General features: G+C 68.2%; 16 protein-coding genes. 6 read left to right on the top strand and 10 right to left on the bottom strand.

Annotated elements, in window-relative coordinates:
* The first annotated feature begins 68 nt into the window (after positions 1-68).
* The gene (locus tag ACN9M4_RS07455; protein ID WP_426302904.1) at positions 69-4,031 is read left to right on the top strand and encodes a Pls/PosA family non-ribosomal peptide synthetase; all 3,963 of its coding nucleotides are present in this window, start codon (positions 69-71) and stop codon (positions 4,029-4,031) included.
* 147 nt (positions 4,032-4,178) lie between these two features.
* Entirely contained in the window at positions 4,179-5,594 is a 1,416-nt protein-coding gene (locus ACN9M4_RS07450) for a M1 family metallopeptidase (RefSeq protein ID WP_426302903.1), read from the top strand.
* Between the two features lie 28 nt (positions 5,595-5,622).
* On the opposite strand, the gene ACN9M4_RS07445 is transcribed toward ACN9M4_RS07450, so the two are convergent.
* The 4 genes from ACN9M4_RS07445 to ACN9M4_RS07430 form a co-directional block, all read right to left on the bottom strand.
* Positions 5,623-6,354 carry a 4'-phosphopantetheinyl transferase family protein gene (locus ACN9M4_RS07445; protein ID WP_426302902.1) on the bottom strand — a complete coding sequence of 244 codons (732 nt, stop codon included), beginning with the start codon at positions 6,352-6,354 and terminating at the stop codon, positions 5,623-5,625.
* A gap of 19 nt (positions 6,355-6,373) precedes the next feature.
* Positions 6,374-8,917: a phenylalanine--tRNA ligase subunit beta gene (gene pheT, locus ACN9M4_RS07440; RefSeq protein WP_426302901.1), complete on the bottom strand. Its 2,544-nt coding sequence runs from the start codon at positions 8,915-8,917 to the stop codon at positions 6,374-6,376.
* A 2-nt stretch (positions 8,918-8,919) separates the two neighbouring features.
* On the bottom strand, positions 8,920-9,981 hold the full coding sequence (gene pheS, locus ACN9M4_RS07435) for a phenylalanine--tRNA ligase subunit alpha (RefSeq protein WP_070349308.1): 1,062 nt from the start codon (positions 9,979-9,981) through the stop codon (positions 8,920-8,922).
* Between the two features lie 159 nt (positions 9,982-10,140).
* A complete protein-coding gene (locus ACN9M4_RS07430) occupies positions 10,141-11,037 on the bottom strand; it encodes an LppM family (lipo)protein (protein ID WP_426302900.1) in 897 nt (298 codons plus the stop codon).
* 78 nt (positions 11,038-11,115) lie between these two features.
* Here ACN9M4_RS07430 and ACN9M4_RS07425 point away from each other — a divergent pair, with 78 nt between their 5' ends.
* Both ACN9M4_RS07425 and ACN9M4_RS07420 read left to right on the top strand, forming a co-directional pair.
* A complete protein-coding gene (locus tag ACN9M4_RS07425; protein WP_426302899.1) occupies positions 11,116-11,568 on the top strand; it encodes a hypothetical protein in 453 nt (150 codons plus the stop codon).
* Complete coding sequence (locus ACN9M4_RS07420) at positions 11,565-12,206, top strand: SIMPL domain-containing protein (protein ID WP_426302898.1); 642 nt, start codon at positions 11,565-11,567, stop codon at positions 12,204-12,206. The genes ACN9M4_RS07425 and ACN9M4_RS07420 overlap by 4 nt, the downstream gene beginning before the upstream one ends.
* Positions 12,207-12,209: 3 nt before the next feature.
* Here ACN9M4_RS07420 and pcp read toward each other — a convergent pair whose 3' ends face one another.
* Positions 12,210-12,842, bottom strand: a complete 633-nt coding sequence (gene pcp / locus ACN9M4_RS07415) for a pyroglutamyl-peptidase I (RefSeq protein ID WP_426302897.1) — start codon at positions 12,840-12,842, stop codon at positions 12,210-12,212.
* Between the two features lie 84 nt (positions 12,843-12,926).
* On the opposite strand from pcp, the gene ACN9M4_RS07410 reads away from it, so the two are divergent.
* Positions 12,927-14,045 (top strand): Rv2578c family radical SAM protein, encoded by a 1,119-nt coding sequence (locus tag ACN9M4_RS07410; protein ID WP_426302896.1) that lies wholly within the window; start codon positions 12,927-12,929, stop codon positions 14,043-14,045.
* 1 nt (position 14,046) lies between these two features.
* Here the strand turns inward: ACN9M4_RS07410 and ACN9M4_RS07405 are convergent, their stop codons facing one another.
* Entirely contained in the window at positions 14,047-14,481 is a 435-nt protein-coding gene (locus ACN9M4_RS07405; RefSeq protein ID WP_426302895.1) for a (deoxy)nucleoside triphosphate pyrophosphohydrolase, read from the bottom strand.
* Positions 14,482-14,633: 152 nt separating this feature from the next.
* On the opposite strand from ACN9M4_RS07405, the gene ACN9M4_RS07400 reads away from it, so the two are divergent.
* Positions 14,634-15,842 carry an MFS transporter gene (locus ACN9M4_RS07400; RefSeq protein WP_426302894.1) on the top strand — a complete coding sequence of 403 codons (1,209 nt, stop codon included), beginning with the start codon at positions 14,634-14,636 and terminating at the stop codon, positions 15,840-15,842.
* 131 nt (positions 15,843-15,973) lie between these two features.
* On the opposite strand, the gene ACN9M4_RS07395 is transcribed toward ACN9M4_RS07400, so the two are convergent.
* The 4 genes from ACN9M4_RS07395 to rpmI all read right to left on the bottom strand — a co-directional run bounded on the left by ACN9M4_RS07395 (position 15,974) and on the right by rpmI (position 18,931).
* Positions 15,974-16,891, bottom strand: coding sequence for a cation diffusion facilitator family transporter (locus ACN9M4_RS07395; RefSeq protein ID WP_426302893.1), 918 nt, complete (start codon positions 16,889-16,891; stop codon positions 15,974-15,976).
* Between the two features lie 151 nt (positions 16,892-17,042).
* Positions 17,043-17,939, bottom strand: a complete 897-nt coding sequence (locus tag ACN9M4_RS07390; RefSeq protein WP_426302892.1) for a TrmH family RNA methyltransferase — start codon at positions 17,937-17,939, stop codon at positions 17,043-17,045.
* Positions 17,940-17,965: 26 nt separating this feature from the next.
* The gene (gene rplT, locus ACN9M4_RS07385) at positions 17,966-18,625 is read right to left on the bottom strand and encodes a 50S ribosomal protein L20 (RefSeq protein ID WP_426302891.1); all 660 of its coding nucleotides are present in this window, start codon (positions 18,623-18,625) and stop codon (positions 17,966-17,968) included.
* Positions 18,626-18,736: 111 nt separating this feature from the next.
* The gene (rpmI, locus tag ACN9M4_RS07380) at positions 18,737-18,931 is read right to left on the bottom strand and encodes a 50S ribosomal protein L35 (RefSeq protein WP_426302890.1); all 195 of its coding nucleotides are present in this window, start codon (positions 18,929-18,931) and stop codon (positions 18,737-18,739) included.
* Positions 18,932-19,017 lie beyond the last annotated feature (86 nt).

Genomic DNA, 19,017 nt, shown 5'->3' with positions numbered 1-19,017 from the left:
TGACGACACGGTGACACGGAAACGAAAAATGTCACCTTTTGTTCACTTTCGTCGGCAAAGCTCTTGAAGTGACACAGGAGCAAGACATACAGACCCCGGACGCGGGCATCCCAGGCGGCGCATTCCTGCCGCAGTTTCCCGGCGCTGCCGCGGCACCCCAGCAGCGCACGCTGGTGGACATCCTCGAGGACACCGCGCGGCGTTTTCCCGAGGCCTCGGCGCTGGACGACGGCAGCAAGTCGCTGAGCTACGCCGAACTCCTCACGGCGGTCCGCGCCTTCGGGCGGACCCTGCACAGCCGGGGCCTTGGCGCCGGGGACAAGATCGGCGTCCGGATCCCTTCGGGCCGGAATGAGCTGTACGTGGCGATCCTCGGCATCCTGCTGGTGGGCGCCGCCTACGTCCCGGTGGACGCCGACGATCCCGAGGAACGGGCCCGCCTGGTCTTCGGCGAGGCCCGGGTGGCGGGCACCGTCACGGCGGGCCTTGCCGTGGACGTGGCGGGCGAACGGCCAGCGCCCTTCCCGGCGCCGCGGAAACCCGCCCTGGATGACGACTCCTGGATCATCTTCACCTCCGGCTCCACCGGGACGCCCAAAGGCGTGGCCGTGCAGCACCGCTCTTCCGCGGCGTTCGTGGACGCCGAAGCGCGGCTCTTCCTGCAGGCGGAGCCAATCGGGCCGCACGACCGCGTGCTCGCGGGCCTGTCCGTGGCGTTCGACGCCTCCTGCGAGGAAATGTGGCTGGCCTGGCGGCACGGTGCCTGCCTGGTCCCGGCGCCCCGCGCCCTGGTCCGTTCCGGAATGGACCTCGGCCCCTGGCTGATCAACCACGGCATCTCCGTCGTGTCCACGGTGCCCACGCTCGCGGCCCTGTGGCCCGCCGAGGCACTGGAGAACGTCCGGCTGTTGATCTTCGGCGGCGAAGCGTGCCCGCCGGAGCTCGCTGAACGCCTCGCCGTGGACGGCCGCGAGGTCTGGAACACCTACGGCCCCACCGAAGCGACGGTGGTTGCCTGCGCCGCTCCCCTCGGCGGACCCGGCCCCGTGCGGATCGGGCTGCCGCTGGACGGCTGGGACCTCGCCGTCGTCGATCCTTCCGGCATTCCGGTGCCCGAGGGCGAAACCGGCGAACTGATCATCGGCGGCGTCGGGCTGGCCCGCTACCTGGACCCGGCCAAAGACGCCGAGAAATACGCGCCGATGCCGTCGCTGGGCTGGGACCGCGCCTACCGTTCCGGCGACCTGGTGCGCTACGAACGGGAGGGCCTGATCTTCCAGGGCCGTGCCGACGAGCAGGTGAAACTGGGCGGCCGCCGGATCGAACTCGGCGAGGTCGACGCCGCCCTGCAGGCGCTGCCCGGGATCGCGGGGGCTGCTGCCGCTGTCCGTACGACGGCGGCCGGGAACCAGATCCTGGTGGGTTACCTTGCACCCGCGGACGCCACGGAACCGGACTTTGCCGGACTGGATCTGACCGAGGCCCGCACCCTGCTGGCCGGGAGCCTGCCTGCCGCCCTCATTCCGCTGCTGGCGGTGGTGGATTCGCTGCCCACGAAGACCAGCGGCAAGGTGGACCGGCATGCCCTTCCCTGGCCGTTGCCCGGCGCGTTCGCCGCGGACGCGGACAAGGCACCATTGAATCTTCCGGATGATGCCGCCTGGATCGTGGAACAGTGGGAATCGGTCCTCGGCTCTCCCGTGACCTCCCTGGATGCCGACTTCTTCGCCTACGGCGGCGGCTCCCTGGCCGCGGCCCAGCTCGTCTCGGCCCTGCGTGTCCGGTACCCCACCATCACGGTGGCGGAAATCTACGCGACGCCGCGCATCGGCGCCCTCGTCGAGGCGGCCCGCCAGTCGCTGCCCGACGGCGGCGCCCCAGCTGCCGCCGTCGAACGCCCCGTGCGTCCTACCGCGCTGAAGTCGCAGCTGTTCCAGACGCTGATGGGGGTCCTGCTCAACATCCTCACCGGCATGCGCTGGCTGACGTATCTGATGGCCGCCAACCGGCTGCTGGCCGACCTTGCGGGCTTCACCGCGGCACCGGTGGTGTCCTGGTGGTGGATCCTCGCCTCCTGGCTGGTGTTCGTCAGCCCGCTCGGACGCATGGCGATCGCCGTCGCGGCAGCCCGGATCCTGCTGCGCGGGGTCAGGCCGGGCAGCTACCCCCGTGCCGGCAAGGTGCACCTGCGCCTGTGGCTGGCCGAGCAGGTTCAGGACCTGGCCGGCGCCGTAAGCCTGGCGAGCGCTCCGTGGGTGCCCTATTACGCCCGGGCCCTCGGCGCGAAAATCGGCAACAACGTACACCTGCACTCGCTGCCCCCGGTCACCGGCATGCTCACGCTGGGCAGCGGCAGCAACATCGAACCCGAGGTGGACCTCTCCGGCTGGTGGGTTGACGGCGATTCGGTGCACATCGGCGAAATCCGTGTCGGCCCCGGCGCCACCGTGGGCGCCCGCAGCACCCTCATGCCCGGCACGAGCATCGGCGCCGGAGCGCGGGTGGAGGCCGGATCCGCGGTGCTCGGCAGGGTCAAAGCCGGCCACCTCGTGGCCGGTTCCCCCGCGGAGCGCCTCGGCAAGGCGAAGAACGAGTGGCCCGAAGCCCCTGCCATCTCCCGTTTCGTCCGGCGGTCCTGGTTCGCCGCCTTCGCCGGGGCCTCCGCGCTCCTCGCCCTGATCCCCTACACCTCGGCATTCGCTGGCGCCCAGGTGGTGCTGGCCTTCGTCCGCGGCAAGTCCTCGCTGCAGTCGGCGCTGCCCGAGGTGCTGCTTTCGGTACCTTTCGCCGCCTTGGCCTGGTTCCTCTGCAACCTGCTGCTGGTCCTTGCGGTGACGCGGTTGCTCGGCCTGGGCCTCAAGGAGGGCTACTACCGGGTCCACAGCCGGGCCGGTTGGCAGGTCTGGGCCACGGAGCGGGTGCTCGACATGGCGCGGGACCTGCTGTTCCCGATCTATGCCAGCCTGTTCACCCCCGTGTGGTTGCGCCTGCTCGGGGCCACGGTAGGCAGGAACGTTGAAGCGTCCACCGTGCTGCTCCTGCCGAAAATGACGACGATCGGCGACGGCGCGTTCCTGGCCGACGACACCATGGTGGCCTCCTATGAACTGGGTGGGGGCTGGGTCAGGATCGCCCCGGCCAAGATCGGCAAACGTTCATTCCTTGGCAATTCCGGCATGACCGCCGCCGGCCGCAACGTACCCAAGAACTCCCTCGTGGCCGTGTTGTCCGCCACCCCGGCGAAGGCCAAGTCCGGCACCTCGTGGCTGGGCAGCCCGCCGGTCCGGCTCCGCCGCACCGTGGTCGACGCCGACAAGAGCCTCACCTTCAACCCCTCGGCCGCCCTGAAGACCCGCCGCGGGCTGTGGGAACTCTGCCGCCTGGTGCCGGTCATGCTGACGGCGGGGATCGCCGTCGGGGTCATGCTGGCGCTCGACTGGATCGCCTCCGGCACGTCCTACTGGGCGGCCGCCCTGCTCGGCGGGGTCGTGATGCTGCTCGCCGGAGCGGTGGCCGCCCTGAGCTCGGTAGCGGCGAAGTGGCTGCTGGTGGGCCGGATCCGGGCCGGTGAGCACCCTCTGTGGAGTCCGTTCATCTGGCGCAACGAAGTGGTGGATACCTTCATCGAAATGGTCAGTGCGCCCTGGTTCGCCCGTGCCGCCGCGGGAACACCTGCCCTGGTGTGGTGGCTGCGCGGACTCGGCGCGAAGATCGGCCGCGGCACTTGGTGCGAAAGCTACTGGCTTCCCGAAGCCGACCTGGTGAGCCTTGGCAGGAGCTCCACGGTGAACCGGGGCTGCGTGGTGCAGACCCACCTGTTCCACGACCGCATCATGGCGATCGATACCGTGGTCCTCGAAGACGGCGCCACCATGGGACCACACGGGGTTATCCTTCCCCAGGCCAGCATCGGCAGCGGCGGAACCGTGGGGCCGGCATCGTTGGTGATGCGCGGCGAGGCCGTCCCGGCGGGGAGCTACTGGATGGGCAATCCCGTCAGCCCCTGGTCCGGACCAAGCACGAAGCCGTGAACACGGGCCGTTCCCAGCGCTTGACCGTTCCCGACGCTGGACCATTCCCGACACTGGACCGTTCCCGTGAGGGCGGTGCCGTAGCGTAGATTGGCAGGAAGCCGCCCCCGGCGGCACAGCAGCGAAACCGGAGGCAGGCAGGACACGATGAGCCGCAGCGAGACATCCCCAAGCACGGACACCGCGGCGGACCGCTACACCCTGCAGCACGGGAGCCTGGCCTTCCGGGTGGAACGCTACGAACTCGACCTGGACTACGCCCTGGCCAGCAACAGGCTCAGCGGGCGGGCCGTGCTGCGCTGCGTTGCTTTGGAGGACATGCAGCAGATCGTGCTGGACCTGGTGGGCTTCAAGGCCGCCAAAGTGTTGGTGGACGGGAAGAAGGTGCCCAGGTTCGGCGCCCGGGGAGAGCACCTGGTCATCACGGCCAAGGAGCGGCTGAAGGCGGGGCAGTCCTTCACCGTGGAGGTCCGCTACGAGGGCAATCCGCGGCCCCGGCGCGGGCTCTGGGGCGAGGTCGGCTGGGAAGAACTGGACGACGGCGTGCTGGTCGCCGGGCAGCCGAACGGCGCCGCGTCCTGGTTCCCCTGCAACGACCACCCGCGGCACAAGTCCAGCTACCTGATCAGTGTCACCACGGACGACAACTACCGGGTGGTCTGCAACGGGCGGCTCATTTCGCACAGCCGCAAGTCCAGCCGTGAAACCTGGGTGTACGAACAGCTTGAGCCGATGGCGACGTACCTGGCCACGGTGCAGATCGGCCGCTACGAACTGCTGCCGCTCGGCGCTGCCGGGGCTGCCGGTGCTTCCGGGCCTGCCGGAAGCGGAGCAGGCACCGGACAGGGAAGCCTGCACCACGCCGATGCGCCCCGGCCGGCAGCGGTCCCGCAGTACCTCGCGGCAACCCGGCCCATGGCGGCCTTGGCCCGCGAGGGCCTCGCCAGGCAACGGGACATGATGCGCACCTTCGTGGATTGTTTCGGCCCCTACCCGTTCCAGGAATACACGGCCGTGGTCACCGAGGACGAGCTCGAAATCCCATTGGAAGCCCAGACGCTCTCGATCTTCGGCCGCAACCACCTGGGACAGGACTGGGAGTCACAGCGGCTGATCGCCCACGAACTGTCGCACCAGTGGTTCGGGAACTCGCTGACGGTGTCCAGCTGGAAGGACATCTGGCTGCACGAAGGCTTCGCCTGCTACGCGGAATGGATCTGGTCCGAGGAGTCCAGGGTGATGCCGCTGGCCGGGCGGACGGCGGCGGCGTGGCGGAAGCTCGCCGGCGAAGCCCAGGACCTGCTGGTGGGCGATCCCGGGCCCGGGCTCATGTTCGATGACCGCGTCTACAAGCGCGGCGCCCTGGCATTGCACGCCGTGCGGACGGCCTGCGGCGACGAAGCATTCTTCGGCCTGCTCCGCCGGTGGACGGCCGACTTCAAGCACGCTTCGGTGTCCACCGCGGAGTTCGTGGCCACTGCAGACAACTGCGTGCCCGGCCTGGACTGCGCTTCGGTGCTGGAGCCGTGGCTCTACCGCAAGGCCCTGCCGCCGCTCCCCTAGTCCCCCGGCAGCGTTGGCAGAACGTGAGCTAGCAGAACGCGACGGCGGCAAGCAGGGTTCCGGGCACGGGCCCCACCAGTTCCAGGCCGGGGTCCGTTCCGTCCAGCGCGAGGTCGGCAAGGCCGGGCAGTTCCAGCACGTCCACGGTGGCCGGATCCCGGCGGAGGCCTTCGCCGCTGCGCTTCAGCCAGGCTTCCTTCCGTGCCCACAGCCGCGTCCGGCCACGGTTCCGGTCCCGCTCAGGCAGCCCCTGCACCCAGCTCTGTTCGCGGGCCCCCAGCGCCACAGCGTCGAAACCACCAGCGTCGAAACCACCAGCGTCGAAACCACCAGCGTCGGAACCACCAGCGTCGGAACCACCAACGGCGAGCCTGCCGCTGTCTTCCAGGTCCACTCCCAGCCCCATGCCCGGTTCCGGGTGCACGACGCCGGCCAGCAGCGCCCTGCCTGCCGCCCGCGAGGCGCTGAGCAGCAGCGGTGCCGGGCCGCCGTCGAGCAGGAAGGAAGGCCGCCCGTGGCCAGCGCCCGGCCCGCATTGCGGACAGACGTAGAGCGGCGCAAGCCGCACCGGATCCACCTCCAGGAGCTGTGCGGCGAACAGGTGCAGGGCCGCCCGTCCGGCGAGGAATTCCGTCCGGTCCCGCTCATGCGCGTAGGCGGCGGCCCTGCGTCCGGCGGCACCGCGCAGCGCCGAAGCCGTGACGGCGGGAGCCGCCGCCACGGCGTCGAGCGCCTCCAGCCGCAATGCCGGCCTGCCCACGTCCGTCAGCCCATGTCCGTCAGCGCTGTACGGCCCCGAAGCGCTCGGCGGCGACGGCGACGGCGGCCTCGCGGGCTTCCGACGCTTCGTCGGCCGTGAGGGTGCGGTCGGTCGCCCGGAAGCGCAGGCCGAAGGCGAGGGACTTCTTGCCCTCCTCGATGCCCTTGCCCACGTAGACGTCGAACAGTGCCACATCTTCGAGCAGTTCACCGGCGCCTTCGCGGAGCGCGGCCAGGACAGCATCTGCCGGCACGTCCTGCGGAACCACCAGGGCAACGTCCTGGGTGGCGACGGGGAAGCCGGAGATGTGCTTGGCGACGATTACGTCTGCGGCGGCCTCGAAGATCGCGTCCGCATCCAGTTCCATGGCCACCGAACGGGCGGGCATGTCGTGCGCGGCCAGCAGCTTCGGGTGGAGTTCACCGGCGTAGCCCACCACTTCGCCCGAGCGCAGCGCCAGCTGGGCGGCGCGGCCCGGGTGGAAGGCCTGGTGGCTTCCCTGGCTGACCACGAGTTCGACGCCGAGCACGTCGCCCACGAGGCGGGCGGCGTCGAGGGCATCGGCCCAGTCCCACGGGCGCGGGGCGTGGCCGGCGGCCGCAGGCGAATCGTGGCCGCACATCAGGGCGGCGAGGTGCAGCGGCTGGTCCGGGACGCCGTCGAACAGTCCGTCGAGGACCTCCGGAGCAGGCTTGGCACCCAGCGGCGGAATGGAAGCCGTACCGATCTTTCCGTCCGGCAGGAACACCAGGCCGGCCTCGTACAGGGCGAGGTCGCGGAAACCACGGGACAGGTTGCGGCGGGCAGCTTCGATCAGTCCGGGCAGCACCGAGGTGCGCAGGTAGCCGTGCTCCTCGCTGATCGGGTTGGCCAGCTTGAGGGCGTCACGCTCGGCGCCTTCCTCGGCCACACCGAAGGTGTCATTGGCGGCCTTGGACACGAAGGGGTAGGACAGCACCTCGGTGAGGCCTGCGTCAGCCAGGGCCTGCACCACGCGGCGCTTCTGCTGCTGCGCACGGGTGAACCCGCGGCCGGGAGGGGCCACCGGCAGGGTGGCCGGGATGTTCTCGTAGCCCACCAGGCGGGCGATTTCCTCGGAAAGGTCTTCCTTGGTCTCAAGGTCCTGGCGCCAGCTCGGCGCGGTGACCCGATAGCCATCCTCCGTCTTTTCGACGGTGGCCCCCAGGTCTTCGAGGCAGCCGGTGATCTGCTCCTCGCTGAAGGCGATGCCGATGCGCTCGGCCGCGAAGCCGGCCGGAAGCTCGATCGTGGCGGTTTCCGGCGCGGTTCCGACGTCGGTGCCAGCCTCGTCCGCGGTGCCTCCCGCGAGTTCCACCAGCAGGTCAACCACGCGCTGCGCGGCGACCCCCGCAAGCTGCCAGTCGACGCCGCGTTCGAAGCGCTTGGAGGCTTCGGACGGCAGCTTGTGGCGGCGGCGGGCGCGGGAGATGGAGACCTCGTCGAAGTGGGCCGCCTCGACGAGGATGTTCGTGGTCGAGTCGGACACCTCGGTGTTGGCCCCGCCCATGACGCCGGCGATCCCGATCGCTCCCGAATCGTCCGTGATCAGCAGGTCTTCGACATCGAGCGCGCGTTCCTTGCCGTCCAGCGTCAGGATCTTCTCGCCGGGCACGGCGCGGCGTACCACGATGTCCCCGGAGAGCTTGTCGAGGTCGTAGCAGTGGTTCGGCTGGCCGAGCTCAAGCATGACGTAGTTGGAGATGTCCACCGGCAGGGAGATGGAGCGGATGCCGGCCAGGCGCAGCCGCGAGACCATCCACGGCGGGGTCGGGCGCGTGGCGTCCACGCCGCGCACGGTGCGGGCAACGAAGCGGTCGCAGCCGGGCTTGCCGTAGATCGGTGCGTCGTCGTTGAGCTTGACGCCGTAACCGCCCGAGAGTTCCGCGGGAGCGTTGACCAGCGCCGCCGGGTCCGTGAAGGACGTTCCGGTGGCGTGGGCGTATTCGCGGGCCACGCCACGGATCGAGAAGGCGTAGCCACGGTCCGGGGTCACGTTGATTTCGGCTGCCTGGTCGTAGAGGCCGAGCAGTTCCATGGCGTCGGTCCCGATTTCGGGGTCGAGGCCGATGCGGGACAGCACCAGGATGCCGTCGTGGTCCTCGCCGATGCCGAGCTCGCGGACGGAGGCGATCATGCCAGCGGACAGGTGGCCGTAGGTCTTGCGGGCGGAGATGTGGAAGTCGCCGGGCAGCACGGCACCGGGCAGGGTGACCACCACCTTGTCGCCTTCCACGAAGTTGTGGGCGCCGCAGACAATGCCCTGCACGCCGGAGGGGTCGATGCCCTTGCCGGTGAGGGTCTGCTCCTGGCCTTCGGGGACCACACGGACCTGGCACCAGTTGATGGTCTTGCCGTTGGACTGCGGTTCCTTGACCAGGCTCAGGACCTGCCCGACGACGACCGGGCCCTTCAGCGCGTCCGTGGGGCGGTGGACGGCTTCTTCCTCAAAACCGACCTTGACCAGATCCGTCATGACGTCTTCGGCCGAGGCATCGGCCGGTACCTGCGCGAACTCGCGCAGCCAGGAAAGTGGGATACGCACTGTTAGATCTCCATCCCGAAGTGCTCGCTGAAACGTACATCGCCTTCGATCATGTCGCGCATGTCGCTGACCTCGTTGCGGAACATGAGGGTGCGCTCGATGCCCATGCCGAAGGCAAAACCTGAATACTCCTCCGGGTCGATGCCGGCGGCGCGGAGCACGTTGGGGTTGACCATGCCGCAGCCGCCCCACTCGATCCAGCGGGGTCCGCCCTTGGCGCCGGGGTGCCAGATGTCCAGCTCCGCGGAAGGCTCGGTGAAGGGGAAGTAGTTCGGGCGCAGGCGGATGGAGGCTTCCTCGCCGAACATCTGCCGGGCGAAGTGTTCCAGGGTTCCGCGCAGGTCGGCCATGCTGAGGTTCTTGTCGATGGCAAGGCCTTCGAACTGGTGGAAGACCGGGGTGTGCGTGGCGTCGAGTTCGTCGGTGCGGAACACCTTGCCGGGGCACAGCACGTAGATGGGAACTTCGCGTTCCAGCATGGAACGCACCTGTACCGGGGAGGTGTGCGTACGCATCAGCAGGTGGGCTTCAGGGGGCTCCACGAAGAAGGTGTCCTGCATTTCGCGGGCAGGGTGGTCCGGCTTGAAGTTCAGGGCGTCGAAGTTGAACCATTCGGACTCGACCTCGGGACCTTCGGCGATCTCCCAGCCCATGCCCACGAAGATGTCCGCCACACGGTCCTGCAGGGTGGACAGCGGGTGCCGGGCACCGGCGCGGCGACGGCGCGGGGCGGCTGTGACGTCCACGGTCTCCTCGACCAGGATGCGGGCGTCGTTCTCGGCTTCGAGCTCCGCGGTGCGGGCTGCGAGGGCCTGGTTGACGCGGCCACGGGAGGCGCCCATGAGCTTGCCGGCAGCGGCTTTGTGCTCCTTGGCCAGGCCGCCGATTTCGCGGTTGGCCAGGCTCAGCGGCGACTTCTCGCCGGTGTGGGCCAGGCGGACGGCCTTGAGTTCTTCGAGCGAGGACGCGGCGGCAATGGCGGCGACGGCGGCCTCGACGGCGGCAGTGATGGCGGCCTCATCCAGCGGGTTCGGGATGGCGGCGCCCGGCAAAGTGTCAGTCATCTACTGTTCTTAGCTACGAGTCGGAAGTGTTCTCCGCCGGCAAGCAGCACGGCAAAGACAAAGGGGCAATGCTCACCGGATCCTCCGGCGGGCATTACCCCCCAGTCTAGTTGAACGCTGCGGCCGGGATTTAACCGGTCCGCCATTCAGGCCGGTCCGCTATTCGGGCCGTCCGTCCTGGCCGGGTTGTGCCGGCGGGTGGCCCGGCAAGGGCGGTGGGACCGCGGGCGGGGCTTCCGGCGGAGGCGCGGGCCACGACGGCGCTGCCGCCGCCGGTGCGCCCGTCACCGGCGGCCCGCCCACCGGTCCGCCAGGCGGCACCGGGCCTCCGCCGGGCAGCGGCCCTCCGGCCGGCACCGGCTGGGCCTTGCGCCGGGACAGCAGAACGAACAGGACGACGCCTGCGATCACCACCAACAGGGCGATGCCGCCCCACAGTGCCCACATCGGGATGGGGAACCCTGCAGAGCTTTCGGCCTTGACCCTGATCTGCTTGGCGTCCGTGGCCAGGAAGTCGATGGTGGCCGTGTTGCCCTCGATCTTCGCGCCGTCGGCCTCCACGACCTTCCCCGGGAAGGTCACCTTCAGGACCGCCTCGTCGAAGATGGCCTTGGCGATCTGGGCCCCCTGCGGGTCATTGGAATCGTTCGAGAGGTTCCCCATTGTGAGGACGTAGAAGTCCCCTTCCTTGGCCAGGGTCATCTTGTTGGCGGAGTCCTTTTCGGCCTCGGCGATCTTGCTCGGGTCGATGTTGGCGGCACTGATCCGTTTGCCCTTGTACTTGGCGTCTTCGAATTCCTCGACCTTCGCGCCCTCCGGGACGGTCATGTCCGCCGAACCGTTGTTCGACTTCATGAACTCGTCGAAGGATTTGCCCTTCAGGACGTCCTTCTGGAGCGCATAGACCGCTTCATAGTCGACGCTCTTCTCGCTGTGGACCTTGATGTCCATGTTGAGCTTGAAACAACCCGTCAGCGCAAAGAGCACAGCCACCAGAACAGCGATGGCGCCGACGGCACGTCCTGGCCGCATGGTTCCCCCCGATCGTCCATCCACCAAGGGCTCCTGGTGTTTGCAGGATCAGCGTAGCTTTGCCGGCGGACGGGGCCAAGGGGGCGGGGCTAGCATGGCCGTATGACTCCCGGGCAGCGGCTTCGCCGGATCGCCAACGCACTGAACCTCTCCACTCCCCTGGGCCTCCTGCTAGCCCGGGCTGCGGGCGCCCGGTGCAGCCCCGGTCCCCGTGGACTCACCATCGCCGCGGGCTACCGCTGGGGTCTGCCGCATGCTCCGGCGTTCACCGTGGGAAATGTCGTGCTGTACCGGGCGGGGACCGCGAGCGCCGGGCAGGATCCCGTGCTGCTGGGCCATGAGGAGCGGCACTGCACGCAGTACGCCTGGTGCCTGGGACTGCCGTTCCTCGCCCTGTACTCCCTGTGCGCCGGATGGTCGGTGCTGCGCACCGGCAATCCCGGCACGGCCAACTTCTTCGAACGGCAGGCCGGGCTCGCTGCGGGCGGCTACCCTGACAGGCAACGGAACGGCCAAAGAAACCGGAGCGGCACCACGAATCGAGGCATGACATGACCCGCAGCATCACCGTCACGGGAGACGGCACCGCCGAAGCGGTCCCGGACCTGCTCACCCTGACCCTCGCCGTCGAGGTCCGCCAGGACACCGCCGCGCGCGCTTACGACGACGCCGCCGACGTCGCGCTCACCGTCACGGAAGCACTGCGCCGGCGGGGCGTAGCGGACGGAGACCTCCGCACCAGCGGGCTGAACCTGCGGCCGGACGTGGTCTGGGTGGAGAACCAGGGCCAGAAGGTCACCGGCTATCTGGCATCCACGGACCTGGTGGCCCGTGTGGGCCCGCCGCACCTGGCGCCAGCGGCGATTTCCGCCGCGATCTCGGCCGGCGGCAACAGCGTGCGGATCAACGGCATCGAGCAGGGGTTCAAGGACTCGTCCGCAGTAGCTGCCCTGGCGCAGGACGCCGCCTGGCACGACGCCGAGGTCAAAGCCCTGCGCTTCGCCAGCCTCGCCGGCTCCCGGCTGGGCCAGGTCCTTTCAATCGAACAGCGGCCGGAGCACGGTATGCCGGTTCCCGTTGCGCGCGATATGACCCGCACCTTCGCCGCCGAGGGGGTTGCCATCGAGCCGGGTACCGTCGCGGTGTCCGCGAGCATCGTGGTGACGTGGGAGTTGCTCGCGCCGGAAGAGTGAGCGTCAGTGGATGGCCCCCGCAGGGACTTTCACATCCAGCGTTGTCGCCAGGGCGGTCCGGACGACGACGGCGATCCCCTCGCCCATGTCGTGCAGGGGCATGCCGCCGGGGGTGCCCGGCTGCGACTCGCGCGGAACGTGGATGAATCCACCGCGTGTCCCGGGTGACTCGGCGGCAAGGTAGTCCATGAGCCCGTAGAAGACATGGTTGCACACGTACGTTCCGGCGGTCTGCGAAACCTCGGCCCGCAGGCCCGCGATCTGCAGTGCACGCAACGCCGCCTTGACGGGAAGGGTGCTGAAATAGGCGGCAGGGCCCCCCGGAACCACTTCCTCGTCCACGGGGCGGTTGCCCGCGTTGTCCGGGATCCGGGCGTCGTCGCAGTTGATGGCCACGCGTTCCAAGGACAGTCTTTCGCGTCCGCCGGCCAGGCCGGCGCTGATCACCAATACCGGCCGCATGCGTGCGATCTCCCGGTGGAGCACCCGCACGGACTCCCCGAAGACGCACGGCAGTTCCACGGCCTCGGCATCCAGCCCCTCGCCGCGGAGGATGTCGCGGGCAATGCGCACCGCGCCCCAGGACGGGTTGGTGCGATCGCCGCCGAAAGGCTCGAAGCCGCTCAGGAGGATCATGTGCCACACGATAGCAAGCCACCGTGGGGTACGAGGCCTCAGGCCTTCCTTGACTTAATTTCGAACATATATTCGAATTGGTCCATGAGATGGGACGCACAGGCTCTTTCACCGATCCACGAACCGGAACTGCCTGGAACGGCCGGTGAAGACGCCGGCGGCAGCAGTGCCTCCAGGGCCGCCCCTGCTCCTGATGCCTTGCTTCCGCTGGCCGGGCTTGTGCGTTCCGTCTCGACTCCCGAATTCTCCGGGGTCACCTTCCATGAGGTCACGGCAAAATCAGTGCTCAACAAGGTGGCTGCCGGTTCCCGCATGCCTTTCGAATGGACCATCAACCCCTACAGGGGGTGCAGCCATGCATGCGTGTACTGCTTTGCCCGCAAGACCCACACCTACCTGGAGTTCGACGCCGGACGCGACTTTGATTCCCAAGTAGTGGTCAAGATCAACGCCGCGGAAGTCCTGCGCAAGGAACTCTCCAGGCCGTCCTGGGGCCGCCACCAAGTGGCCCTCGGCACCAACACCGATCCGTACCAGCGCGCCGAAGGCCGGTATCAGCTCATGCCGGGAATCATCCGGGCACTGGCGGATTCCGGCACACCGTTTTCGATCCTCACCAAGGGAACCCTGCTCTCGAGGGACATCCCGCTGCTCAAGCACGCAGCCAGCCAGGTTCCCGTGGACCTCGGCATCTCTTTGGCCACCATGGACGAGGCCCTGGCCGCCGTCGTCGAGCCCGGTACTCCGGCGCCCCGGGCACGGCTGAAGCTCGTCGCCCGCCTGCGCGACGCCGGGCTGTCCTGCGGCGTCATGGCCATGCCGATCCTCCCCTGGCTGAGCGACAGCGACGACGCCCTTGAATCGCTCTTCGGTGCACTGTCGGCCGCGGGCGCCAGCGGCGTGACTGCCGGGGCGCTCTACCTGAAACCGGGAACCCGGGAGTGGTTCATGCAGTGGCTGGCTGCCCACCATCCGGAACTGACAGAAAGGTACCGCCAGCTCTACGCGAAAGGCGCATACCCTTCGAAGGAGTACCGCGAATGGCTGGCCGGCCGGGTCAGGTATTTCAAGGCCCGTCACGGATTCACCGCAAGCAGCGGGTTCAGTCACCGCCACGCCAGGAACCACGGGTCCGCGGCGGGCGGCGGGCAGACACATCCGGACGCGCTGCCGGTCCCCACGGAGCAGGCCACCTTGTTCTAGCTCAGGCCCTCGCGGCCACCCGTTCCAACAAGGCCCGCACAATCGGCAGGTCCGCCGGAATCCACGGCAGTTCCAGGGCTTCGCCGCGGTCCTCCAGGCCGACCCAGCGCAGTTCGTCATGATCCTCGAGGGGGCGGGGCTCGCCCTCGAGCACCTCCGCGAACCAGACCCGCATCACGGCGCGCTCATTCAGCGGCCACCCGGCGTCCCCGGGGGCCGGGATCTCCCGTCCCAGCCGGACGTCGACCCCGAGTTCTTCCCGGAGTTCCCGGTGCAGGGCGTCCTCGAAGCTTTCCCCGGCCTCGACTTTCCCGCCCGGGAATTCCCACATTCCGGCGAACTTCGGCGGTGCGCTGCGGCGCGCCACCAGAAGGAAACGGGGATTTTCAAGCGAGTCGACGACGGCGGCTCCGGAGACACTGATGAGTGAAGTCACCACTCAAGTGTAGGAGCCCTGCCCTCGTCCTCCCGCGGGAACAGACACGGGGCCAGCATGGTTGCAGGACATTAGACTTGAAAATCTGATTTATCGTGCGCGCGCCTATCCCGGTACGCGGAGCATCCGGCCAGCAGCCCAGAAACAGGACCATGACCCAAACCCAAGCGCCCGCCGCTGCTGCAAAGCGCGGCACCCGACACCTCACCCTGGCTATCTTTGCCCTCGCCATGGGCGGCTTTGCCATCGGCACCACCGAATTCGCAATGATGGGCCTCCTTAAGGAAATCGAGCACGGCCTGCGCATCAGCACCCCGGAAGCCGGCAACCTGATCTCCGCCTACGCGCTTGGGGTGGTGGTGGGCGCTCCGGTCTTCGCCGCGCTGGGCGCCCGGCTTCCGCGCAAGAACCTTGCCCTGGGCCTGATGCTCTTCCTGAGCGTGGCCAACCTGAGTTCATTCATCGCCCCGGATTACGTCGGCATGCTGCTCAGCCGCTTTGCCTCCGGCCTCCCGCACGGCGCTTTCTTCGGCGTGGCCGCCGTGATCGCGGCAAGCCTGGTGGCTCCCACCAAGCGGGGATGGGCGATCTCGATGGTTATGGCAGGCCTGACGGTGGCCAACGTCGTCGGGGTTCCCGCCGCCACCTGGCTGGGCCAGAACTTCGGCTGGCGGCTGCTCTTCGTGGTGGTCGGGGTCATCGGCGCCCTCTGCACCGCGTTGATCTGGAAGTTCGTCCCCTTCGAAGCGGCCCATCCTGGCGCGAGCATCCGCCGCGAACTCGGCGCCCTGAAGCGCTCCCAGGTCTGGCTTGCCCTGCTGATCGGGATCATCGGCTTCGGCGGCTTCTTCGCCACCTACACCTACATCGCACACACCGTGACTTTCGTGGCCGGTATGCCCGAAGCCATGGTCCCGCTCGTCGTGGCCCTCTACGGACTCGGCATGGTTGTCGGCAACATCCTGGGTGGCCGCATCGCGGACAAATCCGTCATGGGAACCATCTACCGGGTGCTGCCGGCGATTGCTTTGGCCCTCGTTGTCTACGCGGTGGCCGCCCACTGGGCGTGGGCCGCACTGGTCATGGTCTTTGTTGTCGGCGGAACGGGGTCCCTGCTCGTTCCCGCACTGCAGACCCGACTGCTCGACGCCTCCCCCGACGCGCCGTCACTGGCCTCGTCGCTGAACCACTCGGCACTCAACGTCGCCAACGCCCTCGGCGCCTTCCTCGGCGGTGTGGTCATCGCCTGGGGCTGGGGCTACGCGGCGCCGGCCCTGGTGGGTGCCGTGCTGGCTTTGCTGGGGCTTGGGGTCGCGGTCCTGAGCGGCCTCCTGGAACGCAGGCGGCCGCTGACCGCCTGACCCCGAGGCGGCACCGACACAGGATCCCGGAAAACAGCAACGCCGGCCGTGCATCATGCACGGCCGGCGTTTCTTGCTTGGGTCCGGACTGACCAGGTCCCGAATGCTCAAGTCCGGAAACGCGCCTGTCTTCAGGCGTTCACCCAGGCGATGTCCGGCTCAAGGTAGATGACCCGCGCAATCGGCACGGCCGCACGGATCCGGCTCTCGGCGTCGTCGATCGCACGCGCAATGCCCTCGCCCGTATCGGCGGCACCCACGCTGATCTTCGCCGCAACAAGCAGTTCTTCGGGGCCAAGGTGCATGGTCTTGAGGTGGATGAGGCGGGTGCCGTCGGATTCGATAGCTCCCATGATGCGGGCGACGTCTTCCTTGGTGGCCGATTCGCCCAGCAGCAGGGACTTGGTTTCAATTGCAAGGACGACGGCGATCGCCACCAACAGCAGGCCGATCATGCCGGTGCCTGCCGCGTCCCAGATGCCGTTGCCGGTCAGGAGCGTCAGCCCGACGCCGAAGAGCGCGAACACCAGGCCGAGAAGGGCACCAAAGTCCTCCAGCAGGATCACCGGCAGTTCGGGCTGCTTGGCGTTCCGGATGAAGTTCGTCCAGCTCTGCTTGCCGCGGATGTGGTTCGACTCGACGATCGCCGTGCGGAAGGAGAAGCCTTCTGCGACGATCGCGCCGATCAGGACGGCGAGCGGGACCCACCAGAAATCGCCTTCGATGGCGTGCGGGTGCTGGAACTTCTCCCATGCTTCATACAGGGCGAACAGGCCGCCGACGCTGAATAGCACGATCGAGACGATGAAGGCGTAGATATACCGCTCCCGGCCATAGCCGAAAGGGTGTTCCGGGCTCGCCGCGCGTTTTGCCCGCTTGCCGCCGATCAGCAGCAGGAGCTGGTTACCGGAGTCGGCCACCGAGTGGATCGCCTCCGCCAGCATGGACGATGACATCGTCAGGACGAATGCGACGAACTTCAACAAGGCGATGGTCAGGTTGGCGGCCAATGCCGCCACGATCGCCTTGGTACCGCCATTTGCAGCCACGAAAGCTTCTCCTCTTCACAGGATCGGGGGAATTGCGGGGAACAGCCGGGACCCGCGGCCCCCTTCCCTGCAAGCAATACCGTACCGGCAGGAAGCTCCAACGCGCACAAAACGAAAGACCAAGCCTGCCTGGTGCTTAACGGCTCCCGGTTCAGCTGCCCTGCTGTGAGCGTGCGCTGGCGTAGAGGCAGACCGTGGCCGCGGTGCCGAGGTTGAGGCTTTCAGCTGAACCGTAGACGGGGACAGCCACCCGGTGCTCGGCCAGGGCAAGCTCGGCGTCGGAGAGGCCCTGCGCCTCATTGCCGAAGAGCCAGGCCGTGGGGTTTTCGAGGGCGTAGTCGGACGCGACGTCCGTGGCGCCTAGCCTGCGCGCGGCGTTCTCGTCCTGCAGTTTGTCCAGGTTCACGGTGCCGTAGCCGTCCGCGGCCAGCACGCCGATTCCCCGGGCCTTGCAGGCGGCGACCAGTTCATCGACGTCCGCGCCGAGGACCACCGGGAGGTGGAACAGTGAACCGGCCGTGGAGCGCACGGCCTTGGGGTTGTAGATATCGACGCTCGACGCCGTCAGGACCACCGCGTCGGCACCGGCGGCATCGGCCGCCCGCAGCACGGTCCCCGCGTTTCCGGGGTCCCGCACCTGGCACATGACCGCCACAAGCCGCGGACCGGCGTCAAGCACTGACTCCAGACTGACGTCGACGAAGCTGCAGACCGCCAGGATCCCCTGGGGGTTCACTGTGTCGGCCATGGCCGCGAGGACCTCGTCCGTGGCGAGGCGCAGGTTCGTGCCCTGCGCCAGCTCGGCGAGCTCGGGGAGCCGCCCCAGGCAGGCCTGGCTCGCGTACACCTCATGGACCACGCCGGGTTCGCCCGCCCGGGTGCGTTCCCGGTGCAGCGCCAGGGCTTCACGCACGGCCTGCGGCCCTTCCGCCAGGAAGCGGCCGCGCTTCAAACGGGCCGGGCGCCCTGCAAGCTTTGCGACATCCCTGACCCGATCGGCTCGGGGGTTGGACATCGGAAAATCTTGCGGGCGCCCGGTTTCGTTCATATAAAGAACTTTAGTGGCTGTTGCGACTAGTTCTTGATCTGCTGGCGGGCTTCGCCGCCGGCCGGCTCGAAGCCGGCAGCCTTTGCAGCCTCAACGGTGGAGAACCAGTATTCGGCGGCGGTGGCGTCGTACCAGGTGGAACCCGGAACGTGGTACTTCTTGGACTCGGCGTTGCCCTTGATTTCGTAGCCTTCCGGAGCGTCTTCGCCCTCAACGGCGGCGACGGCACCTTCGAAGGCCGGCTTCGCAGCAGCCTTCGGAGCGGCGGCAGCCTTGGGAGCAGCAGCCTTCGGGGCAGCCTCGGCCTTGGCGGCCGGAGCAGAGGTGTCGGCGGGCAGGGCAGCCTTGGCCACGTTCACCAGAGCGGTGAAGGCGTTGGCGTCGGAGACAGCCAGCTCGGCCAGCATGCGGCGGTCAACCTCAACCTCAGCAGCCTTCAGGCCCTGGATGAGGCGGTTGTAGGTCAGGCCGTTGGCGCGGGATGCAGCGTTGATGCGCTGGATCCAGAGGCGACGGAAGTCACCCTTGCGCTTGCGGCGGTCGCCGTAGCTGTACACAAACGAGTGCAGCAGCTGTTCCTTGGCCTTGCGGTACAGGCGGGACCGCTGACCGCGGTAGCCCTTTGCCCGTTCAAGGATGACCCGACGCTTCTTATGGGCGTTTACTGCCCGCTTCACACGTGCCACGTGCGTACTCCTTCAGAATTCTTGTCCCGTCGGCCGCTGTATTCCCGGCGGCCGGGGAAGGCTTTGGTGTAATCAGTGCTGCCGGGTGGCAGCAACTGGAAAACGTGGAACTTAGACGCCGAGCATCTTCTTGATGACCTTGGCATCGCCCTTGAAGACGATCTTGTCGCCGGCGAGGCGACGGGTCAGGACGGAGGACTTGTGCTCCAGGTAGTGGCGGCGGTTGGCCTGCTGACGCTTCAGCTTGCCGGTGCCGGTCAGCTTGAAGCGCTTCTTGGCACCGCTGTGGGTCTTCATCTTCGGCATGGGAACCGATCTCCTTACGTGTCCGCAGACGGGTCTGCAGTTCTTTCGTGCAGCCGGCCCCGTGGGGCCGGCGTGCTGTTTGCTTG

The sequence above is a fragment of the Arthrobacter sp. R-11 genome (assembly GCF_049913155.1).
Classification (GTDB): domain Bacteria; phylum Actinomycetota; class Actinomycetes; order Actinomycetales; family Micrococcaceae; genus Arthrobacter.
Note: the sequence above shows the minus strand (reverse complement) of the source record. Positions and strands in the feature narration are given on the sequence as shown.